Annotated in this window: 28 protein-coding genes; 12 read left to right on the top strand and 16 right to left on the bottom strand. The window is 38.1% G+C overall.

Annotated features, from left to right (window positions below; all coding sequences use genetic code 11):
• Positions 1–16 precede the first annotated feature (16 nt).
• Positions 17–709, top strand: coding sequence for a LytR/AlgR family response regulator transcription factor (locus MS6x_RS00130; protein WP_379934159.1), 693 nt, complete (start codon positions 17–19; stop codon positions 707–709).
• A gap of 59 nt (positions 710–768) precedes the next feature.
• Here MS6x_RS00130 and priA read toward each other — a convergent pair whose 3' ends face one another.
• Genes priA through nadC form a run of 4 tightly spaced genes read right to left on the bottom strand, consistent with a single transcriptional unit; the run spans position 769 to position 5496 of the window.
• The gene (gene priA, locus MS6x_RS00135) at positions 769–3225 is read right to left on the bottom strand and encodes a replication restart helicase PriA (protein ID WP_482604572.1); all 2457 of its coding nucleotides are present in this window, start codon (positions 3223–3225) and stop codon (positions 769–771) included.
• A gap of 1 nt (position 3226) precedes the next feature.
• The gene (locus tag MS6x_RS00140; RefSeq protein WP_482604573.1) at positions 3227–3670 is read right to left on the bottom strand and encodes a DUF2147 domain-containing protein; all 444 of its coding nucleotides are present in this window, start codon (positions 3668–3670) and stop codon (positions 3227–3229) included.
• On the bottom strand, positions 3667–4638 hold the full coding sequence (locus tag MS6x_RS00145) for a YihY/virulence factor BrkB family protein (protein WP_482604575.1): 972 nt from the start codon (positions 4636–4638) through the stop codon (positions 3667–3669). The genes MS6x_RS00140 and MS6x_RS00145 overlap by 4 nt, the downstream gene beginning before the upstream one ends.
• Positions 4639–5496 (bottom strand): carboxylating nicotinate-nucleotide diphosphorylase, encoded by an 858-nt coding sequence (gene nadC / locus MS6x_RS00150; protein ID WP_482604577.1) that lies wholly within the window; start codon positions 5494–5496, stop codon positions 4639–4641.
• A 155-nt stretch (positions 5497–5651) separates the two neighbouring features.
• Here nadC and rlmH point away from each other — a divergent pair, with 155 nt between their 5' ends.
• A complete protein-coding gene (gene rlmH / locus MS6x_RS00155; protein ID WP_482604579.1) occupies positions 5652–6125 on the top strand; it encodes a 23S rRNA (pseudouridine(1915)-N(3))-methyltransferase RlmH in 474 nt (157 codons plus the stop codon).
• A gap of 88 nt (positions 6126–6213) precedes the next feature.
• Here the strand turns inward: rlmH and serA are convergent, their stop codons facing one another.
• From serA to MS6x_RS00175, 4 genes are all read right to left on the bottom strand, one after another.
• Positions 6214–8106, bottom strand: a complete 1893-nt coding sequence (gene serA, locus MS6x_RS00160; protein ID WP_482604581.1) for a phosphoglycerate dehydrogenase — start codon at positions 8104–8106, stop codon at positions 6214–6216.
• A 184-nt stretch (positions 8107–8290) separates the two neighbouring features.
• Complete coding sequence (locus MS6x_RS00165; RefSeq protein WP_482604583.1) at positions 8291–9004, bottom strand: DUF3307 domain-containing protein; 714 nt, start codon at positions 9002–9004, stop codon at positions 8291–8293.
• 3 nt (positions 9005–9007) lie between these two features.
• Entirely contained in the window at positions 9008–9613 is a 606-nt protein-coding gene (locus MS6x_RS00170) for a SatD family protein (protein ID WP_482604585.1), read from the bottom strand.
• A gap of 86 nt (positions 9614–9699) precedes the next feature.
• Complete coding sequence (locus MS6x_RS00175) at positions 9700–10131, bottom strand: methyltransferase family protein (protein WP_482604587.1); 432 nt, start codon at positions 10129–10131, stop codon at positions 9700–9702.
• An 81-nt stretch (positions 10132–10212) separates the two neighbouring features.
• Between MS6x_RS00175 and MS6x_RS00180 the strand changes: the two genes are divergently transcribed.
• The 6 genes from MS6x_RS00180 (at position 10213) to MS6x_RS00205 (ending at position 16876) form a co-directional block, all read left to right on the top strand.
• Positions 10213–10788 (top strand): non-canonical purine NTP diphosphatase, encoded by a 576-nt coding sequence (locus MS6x_RS00180; protein WP_482604589.1) that lies wholly within the window; start codon positions 10213–10215, stop codon positions 10786–10788.
• Positions 10788–11432 (top strand): DUF4337 domain-containing protein, encoded by a 645-nt coding sequence (locus MS6x_RS00185; RefSeq protein WP_482604590.1) that lies wholly within the window; start codon positions 10788–10790, stop codon positions 11430–11432. Before MS6x_RS00180 ends, MS6x_RS00185 begins: the two co-directional genes overlap by 1 nt.
• 158 nt (positions 11433–11590) lie before the next feature.
• A complete protein-coding gene (locus MS6x_RS00190; RefSeq protein ID WP_482604592.1) occupies positions 11591–13402 on the top strand; it encodes a DEAD/DEAH box helicase in 1812 nt (603 codons plus the stop codon).
• Between the two features lie 78 nt (positions 13403–13480).
• Complete coding sequence (locus MS6x_RS00195) at positions 13481–14251, top strand: carboxypeptidase-like regulatory domain-containing protein (protein ID WP_482604594.1); 771 nt, start codon at positions 13481–13483, stop codon at positions 14249–14251.
• Positions 14252–14302: 51 nt separating this feature from the next.
• On the top strand, positions 14303–15994 hold the full coding sequence (locus MS6x_RS00200) for an alpha-amylase family glycosyl hydrolase (protein WP_482604595.1): 1692 nt from the start codon (positions 14303–14305) through the stop codon (positions 15992–15994).
• A 54-nt stretch (positions 15995–16048) separates the two neighbouring features.
• Positions 16049–16876, top strand: coding sequence for a metallophosphoesterase (locus MS6x_RS00205; protein ID WP_482604597.1), 828 nt, complete (start codon positions 16049–16051; stop codon positions 16874–16876).
• A 297-nt stretch (positions 16877–17173) separates the two neighbouring features.
• Here MS6x_RS00205 and MS6x_RS00210 read toward each other — a convergent pair whose 3' ends face one another.
• A complete protein-coding gene (locus MS6x_RS00210; RefSeq protein WP_482604599.1) occupies positions 17174–17830 on the bottom strand; it encodes a TrmH family RNA methyltransferase in 657 nt (218 codons plus the stop codon).
• A gap of 46 nt (positions 17831–17876) precedes the next feature.
• On the opposite strand from MS6x_RS00210, the gene MS6x_RS00215 reads away from it, so the two are divergent.
• The 3 genes from MS6x_RS00215 to purB all read left to right on the top strand — a co-directional run bounded on the left by MS6x_RS00215 (position 17877) and on the right by purB (position 20670).
• Positions 17877–18575, top strand: coding sequence for an SIR2 family NAD-dependent protein deacylase (locus MS6x_RS00215; RefSeq protein ID WP_482604600.1), 699 nt, complete (start codon positions 17877–17879; stop codon positions 18573–18575).
• A 77-nt stretch (positions 18576–18652) separates the two neighbouring features.
• Positions 18653–19213, top strand: a complete 561-nt coding sequence (locus MS6x_RS00220) for an adenylosuccinate lyase (protein ID WP_482604602.1) — start codon at positions 18653–18655, stop codon at positions 19211–19213.
• 113 nt (positions 19214–19326) lie between these two features.
• A complete protein-coding gene (purB, locus tag MS6x_RS00225) occupies positions 19327–20670 on the top strand; it encodes an adenylosuccinate lyase (RefSeq protein WP_482604603.1) in 1344 nt (447 codons plus the stop codon).
• A gap of 99 nt (positions 20671–20769) precedes the next feature.
• On the opposite strand, the gene MS6x_RS00230 is transcribed toward purB, so the two are convergent.
• From MS6x_RS00230 to MS6x_RS00260, 7 genes are all read right to left on the bottom strand, one after another.
• Positions 20770–21579, bottom strand: coding sequence for a mechanosensitive ion channel family protein (locus MS6x_RS00230; protein WP_482604605.1), 810 nt, complete (start codon positions 21577–21579; stop codon positions 20770–20772).
• A gap of 155 nt (positions 21580–21734) precedes the next feature.
• Complete coding sequence (locus MS6x_RS00235) at positions 21735–22274, bottom strand: DUF4252 domain-containing protein (protein ID WP_482604607.1); 540 nt, start codon at positions 22272–22274, stop codon at positions 21735–21737.
• 88 nt (positions 22275–22362) lie between these two features.
• Positions 22363–22902: a DUF4252 domain-containing protein gene (locus tag MS6x_RS00240; protein ID WP_482604609.1), complete on the bottom strand. Its 540-nt coding sequence runs from the start codon at positions 22900–22902 to the stop codon at positions 22363–22365.
• A gap of 105 nt (positions 22903–23007) precedes the next feature.
• Entirely contained in the window at positions 23008–23562 is a 555-nt protein-coding gene (locus MS6x_RS00245) for a DUF4252 domain-containing protein (RefSeq protein ID WP_482604611.1), read from the bottom strand.
• A gap of 13 nt (positions 23563–23575) precedes the next feature.
• On the bottom strand, positions 23576–23767 hold the full coding sequence (locus MS6x_RS00250; RefSeq protein WP_482604613.1) for a hypothetical protein: 192 nt from the start codon (positions 23765–23767) through the stop codon (positions 23576–23578).
• Positions 23768–23794: 27 nt separating this feature from the next.
• Complete coding sequence (locus MS6x_RS00255; protein WP_482604615.1) at positions 23795–24010, bottom strand: hypothetical protein; 216 nt, start codon at positions 24008–24010, stop codon at positions 23795–23797.
• Complete coding sequence (locus MS6x_RS00260; RefSeq protein WP_482604617.1) at positions 23997–24506, bottom strand: RNA polymerase sigma factor; 510 nt, start codon at positions 24504–24506, stop codon at positions 23997–23999. The genes MS6x_RS00255 and MS6x_RS00260 overlap by 14 nt, the downstream gene beginning before the upstream one ends.
• Before the next feature lie 214 nt (positions 24507–24720).
• Between MS6x_RS00260 and MS6x_RS00265 the strand changes: the two genes are divergently transcribed.
• Entirely contained in the window at positions 24721–26262 is a 1542-nt protein-coding gene (locus MS6x_RS00265) for a S41 family peptidase (RefSeq protein ID WP_482604619.1), read from the top strand.
• Positions 26263–26311: the final 49 nt, after the last annotated feature.

The following is a 26311-nucleotide window of genomic DNA, read 5'->3' on the forward strand; positions in this document are numbered from 1 at the left end:
CCACAAATCAGCCCTTATGAAGTTAAGAAGTATTATCGTTGACGACTCGTCCATGCAAAGGATGGCCGTCGCAAAGTTGGTGAACAACCATCCCAACTTAGCCATGGTAGCCGAGTACAGCAACGCTATTGAAGCTAAGAACGGTATTAAAAACAACGAGATAGATCTTATTTTTCTTGATGTTGAAATGCCAATTATCACAGGATTTGACCTACTTGAATCCCTAGATAACAGTCCTCAGGTAATTTTGATTACCGGTAAGCCCGATTATGCCCTTAGAGCATTTGAGTATGACGTGACAGATTATTTGCATAAGCCAATTACCATGGCACGTTTTGATGCCTCCGTTAAAAGAGCGGTAGCAAAATATGAACAGGCGAACAGAGTTCTCGAAGACGAAGAACATATCTTTGTAAAGAGTAATCTAAAGAAAAGAAAGGTAATCTTAAACGATATCAAGTGGATAGAAGCCTTAGGAGACTATATTAAATTGGTAACCGACGAAGCCAATATCGTAATCTTATCAACAATGAAGTCTTTTGAAAAACAACTTCCGGAAGATAAGTTTTTGAGAATACATAAATCCTATATAGTAAACTTGGAGAAAGTTGAAAAGTTCAACAGCAAAAACGTTGAAGTTAGTGGGCGTTCCATACCCCTTAGTAGAAATAAAAAAACAGAATTGGCGGAAGCCCTTAGTAACGTATAGTTTTTATATGATATAAAATTACTTTAAAAAGAAAACCGCCAATTGGCGGTTTTCTTTTTTTAGATGTGGTCCACATTGTAAATAACCCGCACACTCCTATACATAGCTATTGCATTAAAAGACTTTTCTATTCTTTTTATATACAGCTTTGTTTTGGCAGCCGATTCCTTCTTATCCATCTTAACCAGTACATGCTTTAGATATTGATTACGTATTCTAGCCACTGGTGGGTATTCTGGCCCTAAGACGTTACCACCAAAATTAGTTTTCAATGCACTACTGAACCAATCTGCCGCTTCGTTAAGCACATTGTAATTCTTATGCTTAAATGTAATTTTGATAATTCTATTCGCAGGTGGATACTTGAATTGCTCCCTTTCGTAAACTTGTTCGGAAAACATATTCTCGTATTCCCCCGTGGTCACTTGTTTTAGAATTTGATGAAAAGGATTGTAGGTTTGTATAATGACTTTGCCTCGCTTTTTGGTGCGCCCTGCCCTACCCGCTACTTGGGTTAATAATTGAAAACTCCGTTCGTGTGCCCTATAATCTGGAAAATTTAGGAGTGCATCGGCGTTCATGACTCCTACTAAGCTCACGTTCCTAAAATCCAAACCCTTGGTCAGCATCTGCGTGCCAATCAAAATATCCAATTCTTGTTGTTCAAAACGGGTAATGATTTTTTCATAGGCATGTTTCCCTCGGGTCGTATCTAGATCCATACGATCTACTTTTGCCTTGGGAAATAACTTAATTACTTCCTGTTCTATCTGCTGTGTTCCAAAACCTTTGGTATCCAGATCAGGACTACCGCAGGCCAAACAACTTTCTGGCAATGCGGAATGATGGCCACAGTAATGGCACCGCAGTTGTTTTCTAAATTGATGATAGGTAAGGCTTACGTCACAATTTGGACATTGTGGGGTATGACCACAGGTTAAACACTCTAGAACAGGAGCGTAGCCCCTCCTGTTTTGAAAGAGGATAATCTGTTCTCCTGCTTCCAGGGCATCTGTCATTTCTTCTAGCAAACGTTCTGAAAAATGGCCCTTCATTCGTTTCTTTCGTTGTGCCTCTTTGATGTCTACCAGTTCCATATCTGGCATTAGCACATTGCCGAAGCGTCTTGTGATCTCGGCATAACCGTACTTTCCTATTTTTACGTTATGATAACTCTCCACACTCGGCGTCGCAGAACCAAGTAAAACATGAGACGCATGAAGACTACCAAGAACAATAGCGGCGTCCCGAGCATGGTAGCGCGGAGCGGGGTCAAACTGTTTGAAGGAACCTTCATGTTCCTCATCTACCAATAACAGCCCTAAATTCGAAAAGGGAAGGAACATGGCCGATCTTGCCCCGATAACGATTTGTGCTTTATTTTTTGCCGCTAACACATTGTTCCAGACCTCTACCCGTTCCTGTACGTTATACTTGGAATGATAAATCGCGATTTTTTCGCCAAAATACTCTTGTAATCTCGATATCAACTGTGTGGTCAACGCAATTTCCGGTAACAAATAGAGCACCTGTTTGTTTTGTTCTAGGCACTTCTCCATTAACTTAACGTATACTTCTGTTTTTCCGGAAGAAGTAACACCCTTTAATAAGGTAACCTTATTTGCGTCAAAGGCCGTTTGGATATCGGCAAGCGCCTGCTCTTGATATTCATTCAATTCCTTTGCCGCTGATACCTCTTTGCTGCCATCAAAATCTACACGATCAACCCTTATACTGTACTCTTCTAGTATTTCCTTATCTACCAAAGCTTTGATTACCGCCTTGGAACTATTGCTAGCCGTTTCAAGTTCCTTAGTTGAAATTGGCTTCTTGCTCGTAGCCTGTAACTGGAACAAGGATAATACCACCTGACTCTGTTTGGGCGCACGGGTTAAAGATTCAAGTAGATTTTCCAAGGCCTCGTCAGACGAATGTGTAATTCCTAAACGAAGGTACTTAACCAATTTGGGCCTGTACTGTTCAAAAACTTCCTCCTTGAGTTTGATTATGTTTTTTTTGAGCAGTCTATTTAAGATAGGGACTACGTTCTTACGGTCTACAATGGCGGCGACTTCATGCACCTTTAATACCGATTGATGCTGTAAAGCTTCGAACACCAAAAATTCATCGTCCTTTAAATCTTCCTCATTTACCTCTGCCTCCCTATTCCGCAATACCAATGTTTCGCTTTCTAAAAGAAAAGCACTGGGCAGTGCACTGCGTACAACCTCCCCCAAAGTACACATATAGTAATCTGCGATCCATTGCCAATGTTTTAGTTGAATTGGCGTAACAATAGGCGTATCGTCCAGTATTTGATGAATTTCTTTGGCTTCATATACTTCTGGAGCAGTTGTATGAATGCCGAGTACAATCCCAGTATAGATTTTGGATTTACCAAATGGTACCGAAACCCGCATACCTAGTTGAAGCAATTGCACCTCTTCGGCGGAAACACTATATGTAAAATGTCTTTCTAGAGGAATAGGTAGAACAACGTTGATAAAATGGGCCATACTAATTTTCTTGTACGCGGAGCCATGTTTGTGTACGATAGATGAAGGCGAGATAGCCCCTTACCTTCAGTTCATTGGGGTTTTCATCGTTCAACCATATCTTGCAACGGAAGGTCATGCCCTGTTCGGGATCGAACAAACGTTTGCCTTTCCATTCCCCATCTTCCTGTTTTTCTGCAGCAGTTATAATCTCCATACCAACTACCGGCTTATCCTTTAACTCATCTTCGCACTTTGTACAAATAGAATCTTCTTTTCCTGGTTCCAAAATTTTTTCAACATAACCGTACATTAATCCGTCTTTCTCATAAATATTGATGATTCCCTTTGGATTCCCCGTACGGTCGTCTATTGTTTTCCATTTGCCAAAAACAGATTGGGCAGAAAGCGATTGACCGAAACAAATTAAACAAATTAGCACTGCAAACTTTGAGGGATATTTCATTCTTCTTTTTTAGTAATTTTTCTAAGGGAATTCAATGAAGCGTTCAATTCAAAACCAAGCAATAAAATATTTGAATTCAGCCAAATATAGACTAACAAAATCAACAGTCCACCTAAGGCACCATACAATTCATTATACCTAGCAAATTTATCTACATAAACACCGAAAAGATACGAAGTAACCACAAAAAGAATGGTTGTCATTAAGGCGCCAACGGAAAAGAAGTGGGCGTGTTTGCCTTCTCTCGTCCCAAAATAATATAACACGGCTGTGGTAAAATAAGAGAGTACTACAAAAAACAGCACCTTGGCTATCTGCACTCCCGTCCTATCTCCGTCTTCCATAACATAACCACCAAGTCTGGACTGGAACTCGTCTAAATATACCAGCACATAGACTTCAAAATAGATGAACATAACAAAGCCAAGGATAATTAAAATCGCCAAAATAAGACCTACCATAAGCGCAAAAAGATACTGTCTAAAGAAGTTTCGGTTCAGGTTTATATGGTAGGATGTTTCAAAACCACCAAAAATAGCATTTACACCGTTTGCCGCTAAAAATATGGATAGGATAAAGGCCGATGACAATAAGCCTCCACGTTTCTGATCTTTTATTTGCTGAAAAACCTCTCCAAAGTACTCTCCTGTGGCCGTAGGCAGAAAGGATTCCAGGAATAACTGAAACTGCCCTTCAAAATCCGCATTTTGTATACTCACATATTCAAAGAGATAGGGCACCAAGGTCACCATAAAAATCAGTAAGGGAAATAGAGCCAAAAAAAGACTAAAGGCAATGGCACTAGCCCTAGTAGATAAAGTACCTTGAATAATACCCACGATATACATTTCGGCAAGGTCATAGATAGAAAGTCCCTCAAACCCGGGCAGCCGTATCCTTTTCAGCAACCGAACAAACCAGTTGACAATGGGTATCTTTTCTAATCGTTGCTCTATTTCTAGGGACATTTATACCGCTTTTAGGCTTAGGTCCATATTGTAGACCGAGTGGGTTAATGCACCTGATGATATATAATCTACACCACATTCTGCATACTGGCGTATCGTATCTTCGGTAATACCTCCAGAAGACTCGGTTAGACAGGTATCCCCAATCAAGCTTACCGCTTCTCTAGTATCCGCATAGTTGAAATTATCGATTAGAATGCGATATACCCCGTCTGTATTGAGAATTTCCCTGATTTCCTCCAAGCTTCTCGCTTCTACAATAATTTTTAGATCTCTATTAGTGTCCTTTAAATACTTTTTTGTCTTTTCTATAGCCTTGGTGATACCGCCTGCAAAATCTATGTGATTGTCCTTCAACATAATCATATCATACAATGCAAATCTGTGGTTTTCTCCTCCTCCGATTTTTACTGCCCATTTCTCCAAGGCCCTTAAACCAGGAGTCGTTTTTCGCGTATCTAAAATTTTTGTGCCCGTACCTTCCAGCAATCCCACAAAAAAATTGGTTTTTGTGGCAATGGCACTCATGCGTTGCATGGCATTAAGCACCAATCGCTCTGCTTTTAGTATGCTTTGCGAGCTTCCAGATACATAAAATGCGATATCCCCATAGCTGACACTGCTCCCATCTTCAATAAGGGTTTCAATAGCTAGGTTACTATCTACATAGGCAAAAACAGCTTTTGCAAATTCTACCCCTGCTAGAATACCCTCATCTTTTACCAATAGCTTCGCCCTTCCTTTGGCTTCTTTTGGTATACATGCCAATGAACTATGGTCGCCATCACCCACATCTTCTCTGATCGCATTGGTGATAATTCCCTTTATTTCTTCCTTAAATTGTGCTTCTGAAATCATTTACTTCTATTGCCTTTTGCTAAAATACGAATCCATTTTGGGAATTTGATTTACTTTTGATGATGCAGCATACACATTTAATTATAAATTAAAGAGGAAAAACAGCTTAAACTAATGACTAACAATTGTTTAGGCACTTTTGGAAACTAAAAAATATGACAATAAAACTATTGGCTATTGGCAAAACAGATAGTACAGAATTACAACAGCTCATCAACATATACGAAAAGCGTTTAGCGCACTATGTGAATTTTTCCATGGTCCTTATACCTGATTTAAAAAAGACCAAAAATCTTTCTGAACAGCAACAGAAAGAAAAGGAAGGCGAACTGATTTTAAAACAGCTTGCTCCAACGGATATCCTTGTTTTACTGGATGAAAACGGGAAACAATTCAATTCTATGGATTTCTCATCATATCTACAAAAGAAAATGAATTCTGGTATTAAACAACTGGTATTTGTAATCGGAGGACCTTATGGTTTTAGCGAAGCCGTTTATCGCATGGCATCCGGAAAAATAAGTCTTTCGAAAATGACATTTTCACACCAAATGGTACGCCTTTTTATGGTAGAGCAAGTTTACAGGGCTTTTACTATCCTTAAGAATGAACCTTATCATCATCAGTAAAAATAAAAAGAGTATCTCCTATGCAAGAGTAGAAAGTACCTATCGTAACCGTACCTAAATTGCAAAATAAAATAATCGAACTTTTACCTTAATAAAGCACTCGAAACTTAATGGTATTATCGACCTTTTTAAGTGCTTTAATTACATCTTTATTGTACTCCTTATCCAAATCTGTAATAACATACCCAACATCACTATCTGTAGATAAGTATTGACTTGAGATATTTAATTCATATTCTGCCAGTACCTTATTTATTTTGGCCATGATCCCGGGCATATTCTTGTGAATGTGCAAGAATCGATGCGACTTATTTTGTTTTGGAAGCCGAATGTTGGGGAAGTTGACGGCATCTACCGTATTTCCAGAATTAATATAGTCCATTATTTTGTTGGGGACAAAGTCTGCGATATCCCTTTGTGCCTCCTCTGTACTACCGCCTACATGCGGTGTTAATATAACATTGGGAAGGCCTTGAAGTTTGGTTTTAAAATTACCGTTACTTCTTGGCTCCTCTGGATATACATCTACTGCCGCCCCTGCTAATTGTCCGCTTTTTAAGGCTACCACAAGGGCATCTATATCAACAATAAAGCCTCTGGAAAGGTTTACCAACATGGCTCCTTTTTTCATCTGGTTGATTTCCCGTTCCCCAATAAAGTTTTTATTTGCTGGATTATCGTCTATATGTAAGGTGACCACATCGGAAATATTTAATAGATCCTCCAAGCTATTACATTTCTTTGCATTACCTAGGGCTAAACTATCCTCTACATCGTAATAATAAACGCGCATTCCAATAGCCTCCGCCAAAACCGATAACTGTTTTCCAATATTACCATACCCAACGATTCCTAAATTCTTACCACGTACCTCTCTAGAACCTGCAGCTGTCTTTTGCCACTGTCCATTATGAAGCTCTGTACTTCTAGCAAATACGCTACGCATTAGCATAATGATTTCACCTATGGCCAATTCCACTACAGACCTTGTATTGCTATAGGGTGCATTAAAGACCACAATGCCTTTTTTCTTGGCATATTCCAATTCTATTTGCGTGGTGCCTATACAGAATGCACCTACAACCAATAATTTATCGGCTGCATCCAATACTTTTTGACTTACATGGGTTTTAGAGCGAATACCTAATACGTGAACACCTTTGATTTTTTCTACCAGCTCCTCTTCCGGCAAACTATGCGTTACCAATTCTACCGAGAACCCATCTTCGGACAGGTTTTCGAATGCGGCAGTGTGAACATTTTCCAATAAAAGGACTTTGATTCTGTTCTTGGGGTAAGATATATTTCTTGGCAAATCGTTTAAGTATAAAAATTCATCTAAATTGGGAGTCACATGATCTGCATTGTCCGCAGCTTTGTCCCTATGTACATTTTCCGTGTAGGCAAAAAATTTGTCTGCAATCCCTGCCTCTCTCATTACGTAATCGCTGTAACCGTCTCCTATTACTTGAACCTCTCCTGCAAGATTCATATCTTTTAGACATTGTATTTTTCCATTGTGTTGTGACAGTACATTGTTCTCGTCGAACCCTACAATATTACCAGTGACGTCAAACTTAAAGGTATTGGCATACACCCTGTCCGATGGGATATTGTATTCCTTAACAATTGGGTCTATAAACTCTTTAAATCCGCAGGAAATCACATAAATATCATCTGCATATTTTTCAAAAAAGTCTTTATTCGAAGCTATAGATTTTGAAATTTTTTGTCGTAGTTCGGAAACCAGGTGCTCTAAATCGTTTTTATGGGCATTCAATAACTTAATCCTACTTTCCAAAGACTCGGTAAACGAAATATCTCCGTCAATACCAAGGTTCGTAATTCTTTGAATTTCAGCTATTATTTCGTCTTTGTTGGATTTTCCTTGTAATGTAAGTTCTGCCAGAACATCAAGGGCCTCTACCCTAGTCAAGGTACTATCAAAATCAAAAACATATTTTCTTCCTGTTGCGATCATTGTTTTGTATCCCTAAAATATCAACAATTTTGTTTTATAAATGAATAGACTGAAACCCAAATATGCGACAAAAGTAAAAATTATATCCCTCGAAGTACATCTTAAACGAGAAATAACACAAAAAGTGATGTGTTTAATTAAAATTAAATAAAATGACACTGTTGATTACATAATCCTCATAAAATCAACCTATAACTTGTATATGATTCAAATACCATATCCCAGCAAGAATCGCCAGACCAAAACTTACCAACGTACCTATTAGAATATACTCCGTAAGTTTTCTGCTGTTACTTTCTTTTAAATCATTAAATCGAAAAACCGATTTGGCCGTTATCAGAAGTCCGATTGCATCCCAACGTCCTAACAAAATAAATACAAGCACAAATAAACGTTCAATAATCCCAATATACTTACCCGCATTTGGGAGTGATTTATGGTCTGTGTTTATTTGCCCCGACATTGGCTCCAAAAGCTTTCCCATGATAATTGCAGATGGGAAAGTTACAAACGCTACTGCCAAAATTAAGGGCCAATCTAAATTTTCAAAAAACACTATAAAATGAGTGGGTAGTTCTGCGTAATAAGAACAAACATAAAGCACTGCTACATGTAAAAGCTGGTCTACAAAAAAAGGTATGGTTTTGTTTTTAAACCATGGGTCGGAGTACAGTTTAGCCAAATCTATGAGTAAATGCGATAAGCTTAAGATTACGGCTATTTTCCAAAGACCTAAATTCCATAAAAACAATAGATATAACGCAAAGTGAAGAAACACATGAAGGTACAGGTATTTAGATTTTGCCTTGTTTGCTTCTTTATGAATCACCCATTTTAAGGGTTGTAACATAAAATCCCCAATCAGATGGGCTAACAACAATTTTACAAAAATTACCATAGGCTACACTTCTCCGATTATATTTTTATAATACGCTAAAAGATCCAAGACCAGGTCTAAGCGCGCTCTCTTTATTCGTTGACTTACCGCAGATTGTTTTATACCGAGTTGCTTAGCAATTTCCTTTTGTGAAGTTTCTGGGTTGTCCAACACTAGATGGGCGATTTCTGCCGACACCACACTCCAGTTATCCATAAAATCCAAAGCCAAACGTAACATGAGGTTTAGGGTAAGGTCATGTGATTCGCTACCTGTTGCAATACTTAAATTTACCTTACTTTCTTTTAGGGATTCAAATTTACGACCAGAGCGTTGATGCGCAGTACCATTAGACTCGCTTACACCTGTTCCAATATAGGTTTCTAGGCCTATTCCGATTCCCATCCTCACATCCAGTCCCTTTACCGATTTTAGTAAAGCCTTTATTTGTATGGCGGATAATAGTGCACTTTCACTAGTGACCTTTAACTGAAATTCATCACCTCTATATATTTCCCACTGCATAGGAGCGGGTCCAAAACGGTTGAAGTAATTCTTTAAACTCCCTATCCATTCAGAGGACGGATGACTTTCAGAATTAATGATATCTCCTGTAATAATTGCAATCATAATAATTAACTATTATGCTAATATATAAAAAATAAGCTAAATGAGTAATATTTAAAAATATAAGTCTAAGAACAAATAAAAGCAAGTTAAAACCATCTTCTGGTCCTCGTAAGATAGTGTGTATAGGTTTTGCCGAATTTACCTAACAACAACCGTTCTTCTGGAATAATCTGAAAACGATTCATATAGCCTACAAAACCAGCAGCGATCAACGTATTAAATGCGTTTCCAAAATACAGCCCTATGGCAAGAAGAACTAATAACAAGGCCAGATACATGGGATTCCTTGAAAAGGTATACAAACCATTGGTCACCAACCTAGAGGCTTTATTTGGTTTTTGGGGATTCACAGTGGTTTTTGATATAACGAACTGAAAAAGACTTATCAAACCAATCGCAACGGCCAATCCTAAGAGAACCTTTGCCAACAGCAACCTTCCAAAGAATTCAAAAAAACCAAATGGCAGCAGTAAACTCAATAGATACATGCACAAAGCAAAAAGTAAAAAAACAATCACGGGGGGCAATTTTAACTCCATACCATAAAATTACTATTTTTGAACATATAAGCTCAGCTATTGGGCTCTAAATTATTTTCGATGAAGTTGGTGTTTGCAACCCACAATCAAAACAAATTAAAAGAAATACAAGCACTGGTCCCTGCTGGTATACAGCTCGTTTCATTAAAAGATATTGGCTGTGTTGAACCTATTGCAGAAACTGAATCTACTCTACAAGGGAACGCAAAATTAAAAGCGGATTACATTACAGCACACTATAACCTTCCATGTTTTGCAGACGACACGGGCCTTATTGTAAATGCACTTAACGGAGCGCCCGGAGTGTTTTCGGCAAGGTATGCCGGTACAAAAAATGATGCCGATGCCAATATGGATAAAGTGTTAAGGAAGCTAAGCGCCGAAAACGATAGGTCCGCAAGCTTTAAAACGGTTATTGCATTAAACCTTACCAATAAAACCATGTTCTTTGAAGGTGAGGTTACCGGAAGCATCCTCACAACTAAACAAGGACAAAAAGGATTCGGATACGACCCTATATTTAAACCAGATGGCTATGATCGTACTTTTGCAGAACTACCCTTAGCAACAAAAAATAATATAAGCCATAGAGGAAGAGCTTTCACAAAACTCATCGCGTACCTAAAAACACTATAATGCTAACATCTAAAAAAAATAACGATACAGTAGAAGTATCCGTAGCCTCTGAACGGGCAGAAGCAATTGGTGGCGTTCTCATTGCCTTTTTTGCAGCATTAATGGCCATAGCCCAACTGGTAAATGGCGAACTGGAAGAAGAGATGATGATTGCCCATAACAGAGTTGTCAACTATTCTAGTTGGTACCAATCTAAAAGCATTAAGGAAAGCCTTAAGGAAAGTGAGTTCGACTATCTCACCGCATTATTGGAAAGTGGTATGGTCTTGGAAGAAAACGAGTCCGTAATAAAGGAAAAAATACAGGGAGTAAAACAGAGTATTGAAAAGTATGCTTCAGAAAAAATAGAGATTTTAATAGGTTCAAATCAGGTAGGGGAAAAAAACTGGGCACAGGATTTAGATGGAGAAATGGGAAAAATTACAGGTGTAAAAGAGTGGGAAGCACTAGCGGAAGAATACGATACCGCAACCGCAAAATTTGACCTTGCAATGCTTTTTTTTCAAATCAGTATCGTTTTGGGCGCGGTCTGCATCATTATATACGATAACCCCAAATTGCAGAAGACCTTTATTGTTCTCATGATTGTGTCCGGTATCATCGGCGTTATAATGTCCCTTTATGGATACACTTTGGCACCATAAAACCAACATCTATAATAAATTATCCCATCTCATTAATTAGCGGTACCTTTGCCGCCAAATTAACGCCGCTGGTATAGCAAGTGTTGCACTGAGTCTCAAAGGTTATATACGATAATCGCTCTAAGCAACATTCTTATTTGCGATTAAGTATATAGTTTATGACAAAGTTTGAAGCACTGGGACTCCAAAAGTCCTTATTAGATGCTGTTGCGGACATGGGTTTTGAAACCCCATCCGAAGTACAGGAAAAAGCAATCCCAATTTTATTGGAAAGTGAAACCGATTTGGTAGCACTTGCACAAACAGGAACCGGTAAAACGGCCGCCTTTGGTTTTCCATTAATTCAAAAAATAGATAGAAATAGCAGAACCACGCAGGGATTAATACTATCCCCTACCCGAGAGCTATGTTTACAGATTACTAAAGAAATGCAATCGTATTCCAAATACGAACGTAATATAAATGTGGTAGCCATCTATGGCGGCGCCAGCATTACCGAACAGGCAAGGCAGATTAAACGGGGAGCACAAATAATTGTGGCTACTCCAGGTCGTATGAAAGATATGATCAACCGTAGATTGGTAGATATCTCTAAAATAGATTACTGTATCTTAGATGAGGCCGATGAAATGCTGAATATGGGCTTTATGGAAGATATTAAGGATATCCTTTCCAATACCCCAAATGAGAAATCTACTTGGTTGTTTTCTGCAACGATGCCAAAAGAGGTATCGATTATCGCAAAAAAATTCATGAACGCTCCCCAAGAGATTACAGTAGGTGCTAAAAATTCCGGTGCTTCTACCGTACAACATGAATATTATGTTGTTGGTGGCAGAGATCGTTATCCGGCACTTAAAAGATTGGCAGACACCAATCCCGATATCTTCTCCGTTATTTTTTGTCGTACAAAAAGAGATACCCAAAAGGTAGCTGAAAAACTAATAGAAGATGGATACAGTGCAGGGGCACTACACGGTGATCTTAGCCAGAATCAGCGTGATCTAGTCATGAACTCCTTTCGCAAGAAGCAAATTCAGATGTTGGTTGCCACAGACGTTGCCGCAAGGGGTATAGATGTAGATGACATCACCCACGTAATTAATTACCAATTACCAGACGAGATAGAAACCTACACCCACCGAAGCGGTAGAACCGGACGTGCAGGAAAATCAGGTATTTCCATGGTGATTATCACCAAGAGCGAGTTGCGCAAAATTAAAGCAATCGAAAAAAAGATAAACCAGCCGTTTGTTTCCAAAAAAATTCCATCAGGAATGGAAATATGCGAAATTCAGCTGTACCACTTAACCAATAGCATTAAGGATACAGAAGTAAATCCTGAGGTAGATAGTTTCCTACCTGCCATTAACGATGTATTGGAAGGCATTGATCGTGAGGAACTAATTAAAAAAATAATCTCGGTAGAGTTTACGCGCTTCTATAATTATTACAATAAGACAAAGGATTTGAATTCGTCTTCCGACAGGGACAGTAATTACGAACGAGGAGGAAATATACCCAAGAGTGGTTCCGTTAGATATTTTGTAAATGTTGGCGAGAAAGATGGTTATGATTGGATGTCCTTAAAAGATTTTATTAGAGATACTGTAGGACTGGGCCAAGAAGATATTTTCAAAGTCGATGTAAAAGAGAGCTTCTCCTTTTTTAATACCGATGCAGAAGTAACCGAAAAAATCCTTTCTACGTTTACCGAATTTAAGGTAGACGGTAGGTTTGTTAATGTAGAAGTATCCAAAAGCCCCGGAGGTGGCGGTGGTGGACGAAGAAGCTACGGAGGTGGCGGAGGTTCTTTTAAAGGTAAGCGCAAAGGGGGGAAAACAGGTTTCAGGGACCGTAAGGGCGGTAGTGACGACAACAGTCGAGGCAAACGAAGAGAACGTAGCGGCTCTACAAGTCCAAATTCCGGAAAAAGAAGGAGCCAAAAAAGGAAAGGGGACTTCTTTTAGTTAATTGTATATTAAAAAATACGCTTCGGCGTATTTTTTTGTTTTGTTTGCATACTTAAAGGAACAAAAACATTCTTAATGGGGAGACTTTTAGCATTTTTTCTAATTTTTGTTACTATCACTGGTTTTGCTCAGGATGATATGGACAACAGTAGTATAAGTGCCATTGTGGTAAACGCCCAGTCAGATGTTCGCATGGAAAGCGTACATGTTGTGAATCTAAACCAAGTAAAGGGCACCATCACCAACGAACGAGGGGAATTTTCAATTACCGCTGCGGTCAATGATACACTATACCTTTCCTTTCTAGGTTTTAAGCCCCAAAAAATTCGGGTAACAAACGACATGTTTAAGTTTAAGGATACCAAAATTGCACTCACAGAACTTGCATATGCATTGGAAGAAGTTATCGTAAGGCCCTATCAACTCACCGGCTATTTAGAAATAGATGTTAAAAATCTACCTATAAATAATGCCTACCAATATAGCATATCAGGCTTGTCGGTAGCGTATGAAGGTGGTAATAAAAATCCGAGTGCAGTAACCAAAGTGCTTGGGGCAATTCTTAATCCTGCCGACCTGTTGCGTAACCTTTTCGGCAAAAAACCTGCGCAAATGCGAAAGCTGCGGCAAATGAAGGAAGACGAGGAGATTAGAAATTTACTGGCTTCAAAATTTGACCGTGAACTTCTAACGGAATTCCTACAATTGGAAAAAGTAGATATTCAAGACATCCTTAACAACTGCAACTATTCAAAGTCCTTTATCCTAACAGCTAACGATCTTCAAATATTGGATGCCATAAGCAGTTGCTATGAAGAATACAAAGTATTAAATCGGAAAAAATAAAATTTTTCGTTTCCATCTGCATTTTATAGCTTTAGCGGAAATAGAACACCTATGAAACGCCTACTTGTCCTACTTAACCTCATTCTAATTATTTCTTCCTGTAAAAGTGATAAAAAGGAACAATTAAAAGAAGCGATAGTTACTACGGACGCACTTTCAGTGACAGAGAAAAAAGTCCCTTTCGTATGGGACGGTGCCAACATTTATTTTTTGCTTACAGATAGATTCAACAACGGCAACCCAGAAAACGATATCAATTTTGAGCGTAACAACCCAACTGGAAAACTAAGAGGTTTCATGGGTGGCGATCTTCAGGGCATTACCCAAAAAATTGAAGATGGTTATTTTACCGATTTAGGAATAAATGCGATTTGGTTTACACCAGTGGTAGAACAAATACATGGCGATACAGATGAAACCACTGGAAATACATATGGGTATCATGGCTATTGGGCAAGCGACTGGACTGCAATGGACCCAAATTTTGGAACAAAAGAAGACTTAGGAACTTTAGTAGAAACAGCACATGCAAATGGGATTCGAATATTACTGGATGTAGTGCTGAACCACACCGGACCAGTTACTACCAAAGATCCAGTTTGGCCTCAGGAATGGGTTATTACGGAACCTACATGTGAGTTTACCACCTATGAAAACACGACCAATTGCACTTTGGTAGACAACCTGCCGGATATCCTAACTTCATCAAATGAAGCAGTTAAACTACCAGATGCGCTGTTGGCAAAATGGAAAAAAGAAGGAAGGCTTAGCGAGGAGTTAGATGAGCTACAATTATTTTTTGACCGTACCGGTTATCCAAGAGCACCACGTTTCTACATCATTAAATGGCTAACGGATTATATTCATGAGTTTGGGGTAGACGGTTTTAGGGTAGACACCGTAAAACATGTAAACGAAAATGCATGGGCAGAGCTATACAAAGAGGCCGACTATGCGTTTGAAACCTGGAAAAACAAACATCCAAAAAAAGTGCTGGACAATACAACGTTTTATATGGTTGGGGAAGTTTACAACTATGGTATTTCAGGTGGACGTGAGTTTGATTTTGGTGATAAAAAGGTAGATTATTTTGACCATGGCTTCCATAGCCTTATCAATTTTGAATTGAAGAACGACGCACTAAATAGCTATGACCAGATATTTTCAAAATATAGTAAACTGCTGCATACGAAATTAAAAGACAAAAGTGTGGTGAACTACTTGACCTCCCATGACGACGGACAACCCTTTGATCAAGAACGAAATGATCCCGTTAAAGCAGCCAATATATTACTACTAACCCCAGGAGCATCTCAAGTCTACTATGGGGATGAAACTGCTAGAAGCCTCGTTATAGATAGTACACAAGGTGATGCTACGCTGCGTTCTTTTATGAACTGGGAAGAATTAAAGAGCTCTACAACCACCAAATCCACCTTGGAGCACTGGCAAAAAGTGGGAACATTTAGAAATAATCACCTTGCCATCGGTGCTGGAAAACATGAGCGATTGTCAAAAAAGCCTTATGTGTTTAGCAGAACTTATATCAAAGATGATTATAAGGATAAAGTTGTGGTTGGTCTGGACCTGCCCAAAGGAAAAAAATCGCTTTCGGTAAAAGGCTTCTTTGGCGACGGCACTACCCTGTATGACACCTATTCCAATACGGAAGTTATCGTAACGAATGGAAAAGTAAGCTTAGAAAACGATTTTGATATTGCCTTGTTGGAAGTAATGGAATAAGGCTTATAAGGCGGCTTTTTGAAGCTATTATTGGTCCAAGTATGTAAATGAAATATGGGAATTGGGAGAAGGTCCTTTATTAGAAGAATGATACTAGGGCTTACAGGATTGGTAGGGCTTACTGCATTGGATGCCTTTTGGTTTGAAAAATATATCATCGATTGGACAGAATTTGATTTATCTGAAAATAGTAAGGAACCAATATTGGTAATTCAACTTTCTGACATTCACCTGAACGAAGTTAATTTCTCGCTTAAAAATATAGCTGAAAAGATTAATTCATTGAATCCCGATATTTTGCTCTTTACAGGTGACACCGTTGCAAGAAGTCGCTATTTTGTGAATCTAGAGAATTTATTGACCCTATTTGATGACAAAATCCTAAAGATTGTCATTTTGGGCAACAAGGAATATTCAAGTAAAATTCCTTTACCGGATTTTGAACGTATTTTCAAAAATCACAATGGTATTCTTTTGGTAAACGAAAATTATATCTATACCAAAAACGACAGGTCAATCAACATACTCGGCATAGATGATTTTATTGGAGGACAAGCAGATTTTTCTAAGGCAGTTACAACTATAGCTAACAAAAAATTAAATACCATTATTTTAGCTCATTGCCCAGCTTATAAAAATAATATCGATGTCCTTAATCAAAAAGAAAAAGTGAATATTAAAGCCATTATATCTGGACATACACATGGTGGGCAAATCACTTTTTTCGGAAAGAAAATATATACTCCTGGTGGAAGCGGGCCATACTTAAAAGGATGGTATGAAAATAATGAATCAAAAATGTATGTCTCAAGAGGTATTGGCACTACCATTCTACCGATACGTTTTTTTGCCCGGGCAGAAGTGTCTATATTTCATGTATAGGAAAGATTTGGCTAATGGAAAAATACTTTCATACAATTGACTTTATCCTATTTTTTCCTAGGCATAAAGCCATTTCAAGCGGCTATGTCTGTTTATCATTTTAAATAGCACTATTTTTTAAATTCCCATTCCAACCCACTAACTGGTTCTTAGCAATTGAAGAGTTCCCATAGAAGGCAATAGGCCTATCCCGTAGCTTACAATTGAAGGAATAAGCATAAATCTGCTTGAAAGATATTAACCGCGCTCTTAAAATTGTATTTTAACATAAGTTATAGCCGAAGCACTTTTAGGAAATCATTTTTGCTTATGATAACGTGCGACTATTTGGTCAATACTTTTAATCGATTTTTTTGTCCATTCTAGGCGCTTTAGCTGCTTCTCCTGCTCAGTGAGTTGCCAAGCTATATCGGTCTGCATCAATTTGGTGTTCAAATCTTGAAGAATAATGGCAGCTGCCACGGAAATATTTAGGCTTTCCGTAAATCCTTTCATGGGGATTTTAAGAAATCCGTCTGCTTGCTCAAGGACCTCTGGGGTTAACCCATCGCGCTCGGTTCCAAAAAATAATGCTATTTTTTCATCAATCTTAAAATCAGGCAACACAACAGAATCGTTATGGGGAGTTGTAGCTATGATTTTATATCCCTTTAATTTTAAAGCGTTAATACAATCAGATGTGTTTTTATATCGATGCACATCTACCCATTGTTGGGCACCCATGGCAATATTTTTATCCAGTTCGTTGGCATTTCGGTTTTGAATCAAGTGCGCCTCTTGAATACCAAAAACATCACAACTACGGATTACTGCACTGGTATTGTGCATTTGATATACATCTTCCAACGCAACTGTAATATGTTTGGTTCTATTGGCAAGAACATTAATAAAGCGTTGTCGACGTTCTTCAGAAATAAAATCCTCTAAATAGTTTAAAAGTTTTGTTTCATCCATTAAACCAAGATAATAAAAAGTATATTTTTAACACAAAAACGTACACATGAAGCGGATTGTAGTTTTGACGGGAGCAGGTGTTAGTGCCGAAAGTGGTCTAAAAACCTTTAGGGATTCCAACGGCTTGTGGGAAGGACACGATGTTATGGAGGTAGCAACCCCAGAAGGTTTTGCAAGAAATCCTGCCCTTGTTTTAGAGTTTTACAACCAAAGACGAAAACAACTGTTTCAGGTAATGCCCAATGCGGCGCATAAGGCGCTATATTCTTTAGAATCCAAATTTAAGGTTGATATTGTAACCCAAAATGTAGACGATTTGCACGAAAGGGCAGGCAGTACAAATGTAGTCCACCTACACGGAGAACTGTTAAAGGCCCGTAGTACAGCTGCTCGCAGTAAAATACAACCATGGACAAAAGATATTGTTTTAGGCGATGTTTGTGATAACGGATACCAGATGAGACCTCATATTGTTTGGTTTGGAGAAGCGGTGCCTATGTTGGACAAGGCTATCCAAATCACAGAACAAGCGGATATTCTAATGATTATAGGTACTTCTATGCAAGTATACCCAGCAGCAAGTTTGATCGATTTCGTGGGAAGCGAGGTTCCAGTTTATTTTATCGACCCTAAACCTTCTATATCCGAAAAAAGTAGAAATAATTTAACTATTATCTCCTCCAGTGCCACAGATGGAGTTCCAAAATTGGTAGATTCGTTTCTTACCAAGGAAAGCAAATACTAAGCTACTTTTTTGATTGAAATAAAAAAACTACATGGTTCGATTATCGTACGGATAGCAAAACGGCAACAAAACCCAGAATGACGGAACAAGAATTATATACAAAATTGGAGTATACGGATCATAGTAGGGAAAAACGTGGTAAAATGGCTGCAATTATAGTTCAAGATCCTAGCTTAATATTACACCTAGTATCTATCATCTCACGAGTAAATGATGAAATGAGTTGCCGTGCCTCTTGGATTTTGGAAAGTGTGGTGCGAAAAGACAAGGAGCTTCTCTATCCGTACTTGGACAAGTTTATGCCACTTTTAGTAACTGTGAAATTAGATTCGGCTATACGTCCTCTAGCTAAAATTTGTGAACTGCTGATTATTTCTTTTTATTCCAAAATACCCAACAAAAGTCAACAATACCTTAATAAAAAGCATTTAGAACATATAACTGCGGTGTGCTTTGATTGGTTGATTGGGAATCATAAGGTAGCTGCCAAAGCATATTCCATGACCACTTTGTACCTGTTGGGAACTACATATGATTGGATACATCCAGAGCTAAAAATACTATTGGTACAAAACTATAGTATGGGCAGTGCCGCGTATAAAGCCAGAGCCAGGATGGTCTTAAAAAAAATAAAGTGATACTCCTTACGTATTAAAACCGGCTTAATTCATAAAGTCTTCTTCTCCATACTTTTAAACGGCGTCTGTAATAAGTATCTTTGTCTGCTTAAATACAAACCAATCCTCAGCGTATGTCCCTTAACGAATTAAATGCCATATCCCCTATAGACGGTCGTTACAGAAACAAAGTAGCAACGTTAGCTCCTTACTTTTCCGAAGAAGCCCTTATTAAATATAGGGTGCGGGTAGAAATAGAATATTTTATCGCATTATGTGAAATTCCTTTACCACAGCTATCCACTTTTGATCGGTCAAAATTTAGTGCCTTACGAGAAATCTATACCAATTTTGACACAAGGGATGCGCAGGATATAAAGGACATTGAAAAAACGACCAACCACGATGTCAAGGCTGTAGAATATTTCATTAAAAAAGCGTTTGACACCCTTGGTCTGGCCTCCTTTAAAGAGTTTATCCATTTTGGACTTACCTCACAGGATATTAACAATACGGCCATCCCACTTTCTATTAAGGAAGCAATGAACGATGTATACGTACCTCAATATTTTCAGGTACTGGAAAAATTAGAGCAATTGACAATAGATTGGGCTGACATTCCAATGCTTGCAAGGACGCACGGACAACCGGCTTCCCCTACCCGACTTGGAAAAGAAATTTCTGTCTTTGTATCGCGTTTAAAGGAACAGTTTAACTTGTTGAACGATATACCCAGTGCCGCTAAATTTGGAGGGGCGACAGGGAATTTTAATGCGCATAAAGTAGCTTATCCGAAAATTGACTGGAAGGTGTTCGGAAGTGGTTTTGTGCAAGAAAAGTTAGGCTTGCAACATTCGTTCCCAACAACACAAATTGAGCATTACGATCACATGGCAGCTCTTTTTGACACCCTAAAACGTATCAATACCATCATCTTGGATCTAGACCGGGATTTTTGGTCATACGTATCCATGGATTATTTTAAACAACGAATAAAAGCAGGGGAAGTAGGTTCATCGGCAATGCCCCACAAAGTGAATCCTATCGATTTTGAAAACTCGGAAGGAAATATAGGTATGGCAAATGCTATTTTTGAACACTTATCCGCCAAGTTACCCGTATCTAGACTGCAGCGTGATTTAACCGATAGCACGGTACTAAGAAACGTAGGTGTTCCTTTTGCGCACACCCTTATTGCTTTTCAATCTACTTTAAAAGGCCTGAACAAATTACTATTGAACAAAGAAAAATTTGAGCAGGACCTAGAAAATAATTGGGCGGTAGTCGCAGAAGCCATTCAGACCATATTAAGGCGAGAAGGCTACCCTAATCCTTACGAAGCATTGAAAGGACTTACCCGTACTAATAATAAAATAAATCAAAACGCGATTGCAAACTTCATAGATACGCTCGAGGTCTCCGATGCGATAAAAACCGAACTAAAACAGATAACGCCTAGTAATTATACCGGTATTTAATCAAATATCAGATGTGTATGGTAGGTAGTATTGCCGCTGTACCCAATAAAAAAAGACCGCTAATTGGCGGTCTTTTGTATTAAATATGAAGGATACTTCCTATTTGTTGATCTGTACTTCGTGTGGGTAAGGGATTTCTATTCCTGCTTTATCCAAGGCTAGCTTACTATTTTCATAGGTGGCAAAATATACATCCCAGTAGTGTTCTGGCTTACAGTAAGGACGCACTGCAAAGTTCACAGAACTATCTGCCAATTCCATAACATTTACAGATGGTGCCGGATCTTTCAAAACCAATTCGTTTGAGGTAAGGACTTCCATTAAAACATCTTTTGTCTTTTTAATATCCTCATCATATCCCACCCCTATAACGGTATCTACCCTAATTTTGCCTTCAGCGGTGTAATTTGTAATGTTTCCGTTGGCCATGGCCCCGTTAGGAACAATCACTAATTTATTATCTGGAGAAACTAACTTCGTAGTAAAAATTTCTATTTCTTTTACCACACCAAGTGAATCCTGTGCTTCTATTAAATCACCGATTTTATAGGGCTTGAAAATAATAATAAGAACGCCCCCTGCAAAATTGGACAAAGAACCTTGTAATGCCAAACCAATAGCCAAACCAGCAGCAGCTATCACTGCCGCAAAACTAGTAGTTTCTACACCTAACGTAGATATTACGGTTATAATCAAGAAAATAGTCAATGCCCATTTCGCCAAATTCAATAAAAATTTCTGAAGTGATTTATCGTAATCTTGACTGGACATGCCTTTGCGCAGTACTTGTATCAACTTCTTAATGACCCATGAACCTATTAGATAAATTAGAACTGCACCAATTAATCGTGGTCCAAATTCTATAACAAATTCAATAATCTTTTCTGTCCATAATTCAACATTTTCCATAATTAGTTTCCGTGTTTAAAGGTTAGTAGTTCTTTAATTATAAGACACGAATATATTTAGAAGGTCACATTAAACAAAATAACCTCAATAGATAGCACAAAAAAAACCTGTTAAACGATGCGTTTAACAGGTTTCGACAACTCTAAATTGTAGTACTAGCTTTTAAAGAATTCACCCAAATCACCTAAACCTTCTCCATTGAAATCCGATTTTTCAAGTGCTTGTAATAACTGGGCAAAATGCGCAGGATTCATATCCTTACCTAAAACGCGCACCAAAGCGAATCCTTTTTCTTTATTGTCACCAAAAATAATAACCTCGTCAATAGCATCATCAGCTCCTTTAAACTGTATACTGGCGCTACCAAAGCCTGTATTCATTTTCATTAGCTCCTCATAATCATCATTTGCAAGAATAGCTTTTACCTTAGTTTTCTCTAGCTTGTAAGCAGCAGCATTATTCAAAGTTTTTTTAAAAGCTAAAACATTTAATTTTTTAAGTGATTCGTATGCAATTTGCTGCTCTTGATCTAATTCTACGGCGTCTAGGTTCAATATACTCGTAGGAATATCAAACGCTAAGAAATTCGGGTTTTCCGTATTATCAATATAATATTCCTGAAGGCTCTGTTGTGAAGAACAGGAGGACAGTACAAGAACTCCTATTAGTAGTAAGCTTCTAATTAATTTTCGCATTATCTTTTTCTTTATAGTTATTACATCAAAGAAACCCATGGTCATAAGTTTTAACTTATAACCATGGATAATTCTTTAGAGCTATTTATTATTTGCCGGCATCCTTTAATTCTTTTGGCAGATTCATTTTATTCGTAAGGGTTCCAATTTTGTTCAAATCAATATCCCCGGTTAAACTTACCAATACCGTTTCCAACTTTCGTCCGTGATTTCCGATTTTCGCGTTTTCTAAACCGGAAACGAACATTAAAAGTTCTGATACATGATCTTTCTTTTTACCATCACGAACGTAAAACTTTACGTTTACATCTTTATCCTTAACGCGCATTAACTCCTCTAGTTTAGAAGATTTAAGATATTTAGTAACGGTTTTGGCCATATCTGCAGATACTGCTGTATCCTCGGTCATAAAAACCTTTACACCATTAAGACCACTGGCCACTTCCATAAATTCCTTTGCTTCGGGATCATCACTCATCTCGCCAATATTGGAAACTAATTCTATAAGGCCTTTATTAATGATGACGGAGCCTACATTATCCATATCCTCGTATTTATCGAAAATGGATTGTGAAAAACCAAATATTGGAATTAAGGCAATTGCAATTACTACTGTTAATTTTTTCATGATTGTTGTTTTTAATTCCCTCCCGTTAATTTTTGGGAAGAATGATTTATAGATTGATGAATTAATATACTCGTTTTAGTCGCGCGCTCATATGCTGCGCAAGCTTTACTTATTTTTTTTAGATGCTTTACCTAACTGATCTCCACCGGGAAGGTCCATCTTATCGGTTAATTTAGAAACAGATTTTAAATTGATGTCCCCTGTTAAGGAAAGCAATACAGTTTCTATTTTTCTACCGTTGATATCTATGTCCTTATCTTTCATTCCCGTTACGAACATCAAGAGTTCCTTTACATGATCTGAGTCTTTGCCTTCCTTAACATAGAACTTTACGTTTGAACCTCCGTCTCGTATCCGCATCAGTTCCTCAAATGAGGAAGTTTTTAAACGATTGGTAACCCACCCATCAACATCTTTGGTTATGGATGCATCCTCTGTGGTAATCACCTTGAAACTGGAAATAGAGTTTACTAGATCAAAAAACTCCTGTGCCTCGGGGTCGTCTGAATTTACGCTCATTTTAGCCAACATCTGGAACATTTTTGGTTGCATGGCTACAAAGGTTACTTTGTCGTCATCCTCATATTTTTCAAAAATATCCTGCCCTCGCGAAGCGAAAGGAGCACTTGCCACTAGTAATATTAATAGTATCTTTTTCATGTTTGATTTTTTATTATTTGTTTAAAAATTTATTTGTGCTCTTTTCAAATTCTTCCAAATGGGTCAATTTCTCGGTTCCTTTGTTAAAGTTCATAGCTAACAAAGCGAAGGCCTCTTGTGCAGAAGCAATTTCTTCTGCCGTATATACCTCTTCTAAACGTTCAGGTCCTGTATTAGTGGTCGTGGTAAAGTAAAACCCTAGCATAAAGAGTACTACTGCCGCTAGCGATGCCTATTTGTATATATTTCTTTTAGGCCGTGGCGCTACTTGTTTTGTATAGCGCTCTTCTTTGGCTTCGGAGAAATACCGAAACATGGGCTCATATTGTTCTAAATGTGCCGCTACATCACCGCTTAGAAAATAATCTCTCAAGGTATTTTCCTCGGCTGCCGTAGTAGTGGCCTCGAAATACTTGGCCAATAATTTTTCTATGTTATCCAATTCCATAACTATGTTTTTCTGTTAACTTCTCCCGTATTGTTTTTCTAGCCCTTGACAATGCCACTCTAATAGCAGTGGGTTTCATATCTAACAAGGCTTCAATTTCATCATATTCGTACTGCTCCACATCTCGTAACTGCACCACCATCTTTTGTTGCTCGGGCAATTCATCCATAATCCGTTGAACCCAGTTAATGCTATCCTTTGCCTCTACTTGTCTTTGTAACGAACTACTTTCATCCGTATAATTACTATGTACTAATTTTAGGTTACCCGCTTGTTTGGACTTTAATCTATCCAAACAAAAGTTTTTGGTCATTGTCATGGCAAAAGCTTCCACACTTTTATACCCCTCCATCTTATTTTTTTTCGACCATAGTTTCATCAAGATCTCCTGAGTCGCATCTTCCGCTTCCTCGTTGGAAACCAAAAGACGTTTGGCCAATCGGTATAATTTATCCTTAAAAGGCATGACCACACTTAAAAATTCCGATTGTTTCATGGTTGTTAGTTGTTGTACGACGTATCTAATGGTCTACAAAAGGAAGACGAAGTTCAACGAATTTTGTTACAATTAATTTTTATTTCTTCAAGATGTACCTAAATTTATCATCCTTACACCAATTATTTACGTAAATAGAATGCAGTAGAGCTTTTATTTATTTGAAGAACTGCCTGTTCGGAACGATTATTGAAAAAGAAAAAATTAAAAAACTATGAAAAAGTACGTATTCGCATTCCTCGGCATTGCCTTGGCCCTTAACTCATGTAAAAAAAATGATGACGGACCCGTTATTGACAACACGCAAGAAGAAGAACAAGTACAGCCAACCAACAATGTAGCAGATTATCCTTCCCAGAACTTTATGTGGCAAGCGATGAACGCATTTTACTTCTGGCAAGAAGATGTAGCCGATTTGGCAGATGATCGTTTTGATTCAGAGGAAAGTTATGCAGATTTTTTAGCAAACGAAGAAGACCCGGGGGCTTTTTTCTATCAAATTTGTAATAATCATATTCGTTTGACGGGTGAAGATATCGCTGTAGACCGCTTTTCTGTTGCGGTAGAGAATTACAAAGATTTAGTAAATAGCTTACAAGGTGTTTCCAAAAGCAATGGTGTTGAATTTCAATTATATCTCTTTAGGGATAGCGAGGATGTTTACGGAGTAGTTACTTATATCGCAAATGAGTCGGATGCTTCGTCTAAAGACATTAATAGAGGTGATATTTTCGTTGGCGTAAACGGTCAAACCTTAAATCTAGATAATTACATTGATCTTCTCTTTGGAGATGATGACAGCTATACTTTGGTAATGGCCGAAATTGAAAATGGGACAGTAACCGAAAACGGTAAAGAAGTACCACTAACAAAAGTGGTTAATTTTGCCGAAAATCCTATATTAATAAGTAAAGTAATTGAGCAACAAGGCATAAAGGTAGGTTATATCATGTACAATGGTTTCTTGGCCGCATACGATGAAGAATTAAATGCTGTTTTTGGCACATTCAAATCTGAAGGGATTACCGAATTGATTTTAGATTTTAGATATAATGGTGGTGGACGTGTTAGTACTGCAGTCCAAATTGCAAGCGCTGTTTACGGGACCAACACGAATGACCTTTTTATAAAGGCTAGGTATAACAGTAAAATTCAAGCTGGTTTAACGGCAGCTCAAGTAGAAACAAATTTTTCAAATAGCACATTAGAGGGAACACCAATAAACTCGTTGAACTTACAGCGCGTTCATGTTATCACTACAGATGCTACTGCATCGGCTAGCGAGCTTGTCATCAATGGTTTGGCACCCTATGTAAATGTTGTTCAAATTGGAACAACAACAAGCGGTAAAAATGAGTTTTCCATCACGTTCGTGGACGATGAAGAAAATAGTTTTTTCTACGACGAGGACCGTGAAGGGAACATCAACCCTAATAATCAGTGGGGCATTCAACCCTTGCTTGGTAGAAACGAAAATGCAGATGGGTTTTCAGATTTTACTTCCGGTTTAGTCCCTAGATTTGAACTTGAGGAAGATATCACCAATCTAGGTACATTGGGAGAGCCGACGGAACCACTATTAGCCTTAGCATTAAGTCAAATAACAGGTGAGAGCGCCAAGTTAAACCTAACCCCTGGTATGGTAGCCTCATCATTTGCGACTTCCTACCAATTTAAGGCAAACAATAATCTATCCCTTATGGACGGTTTGGTTAAAATGGATATTGAAACCACAGGAGCTAAGAACTTTAGATAATTTTTTCTGTTGTTTTGAGTTCTAAACAAGAACTAGATTATACAATAGC

The sequence above is a fragment of the Maribacter sp. MS6 genome (assembly GCF_056839185.1).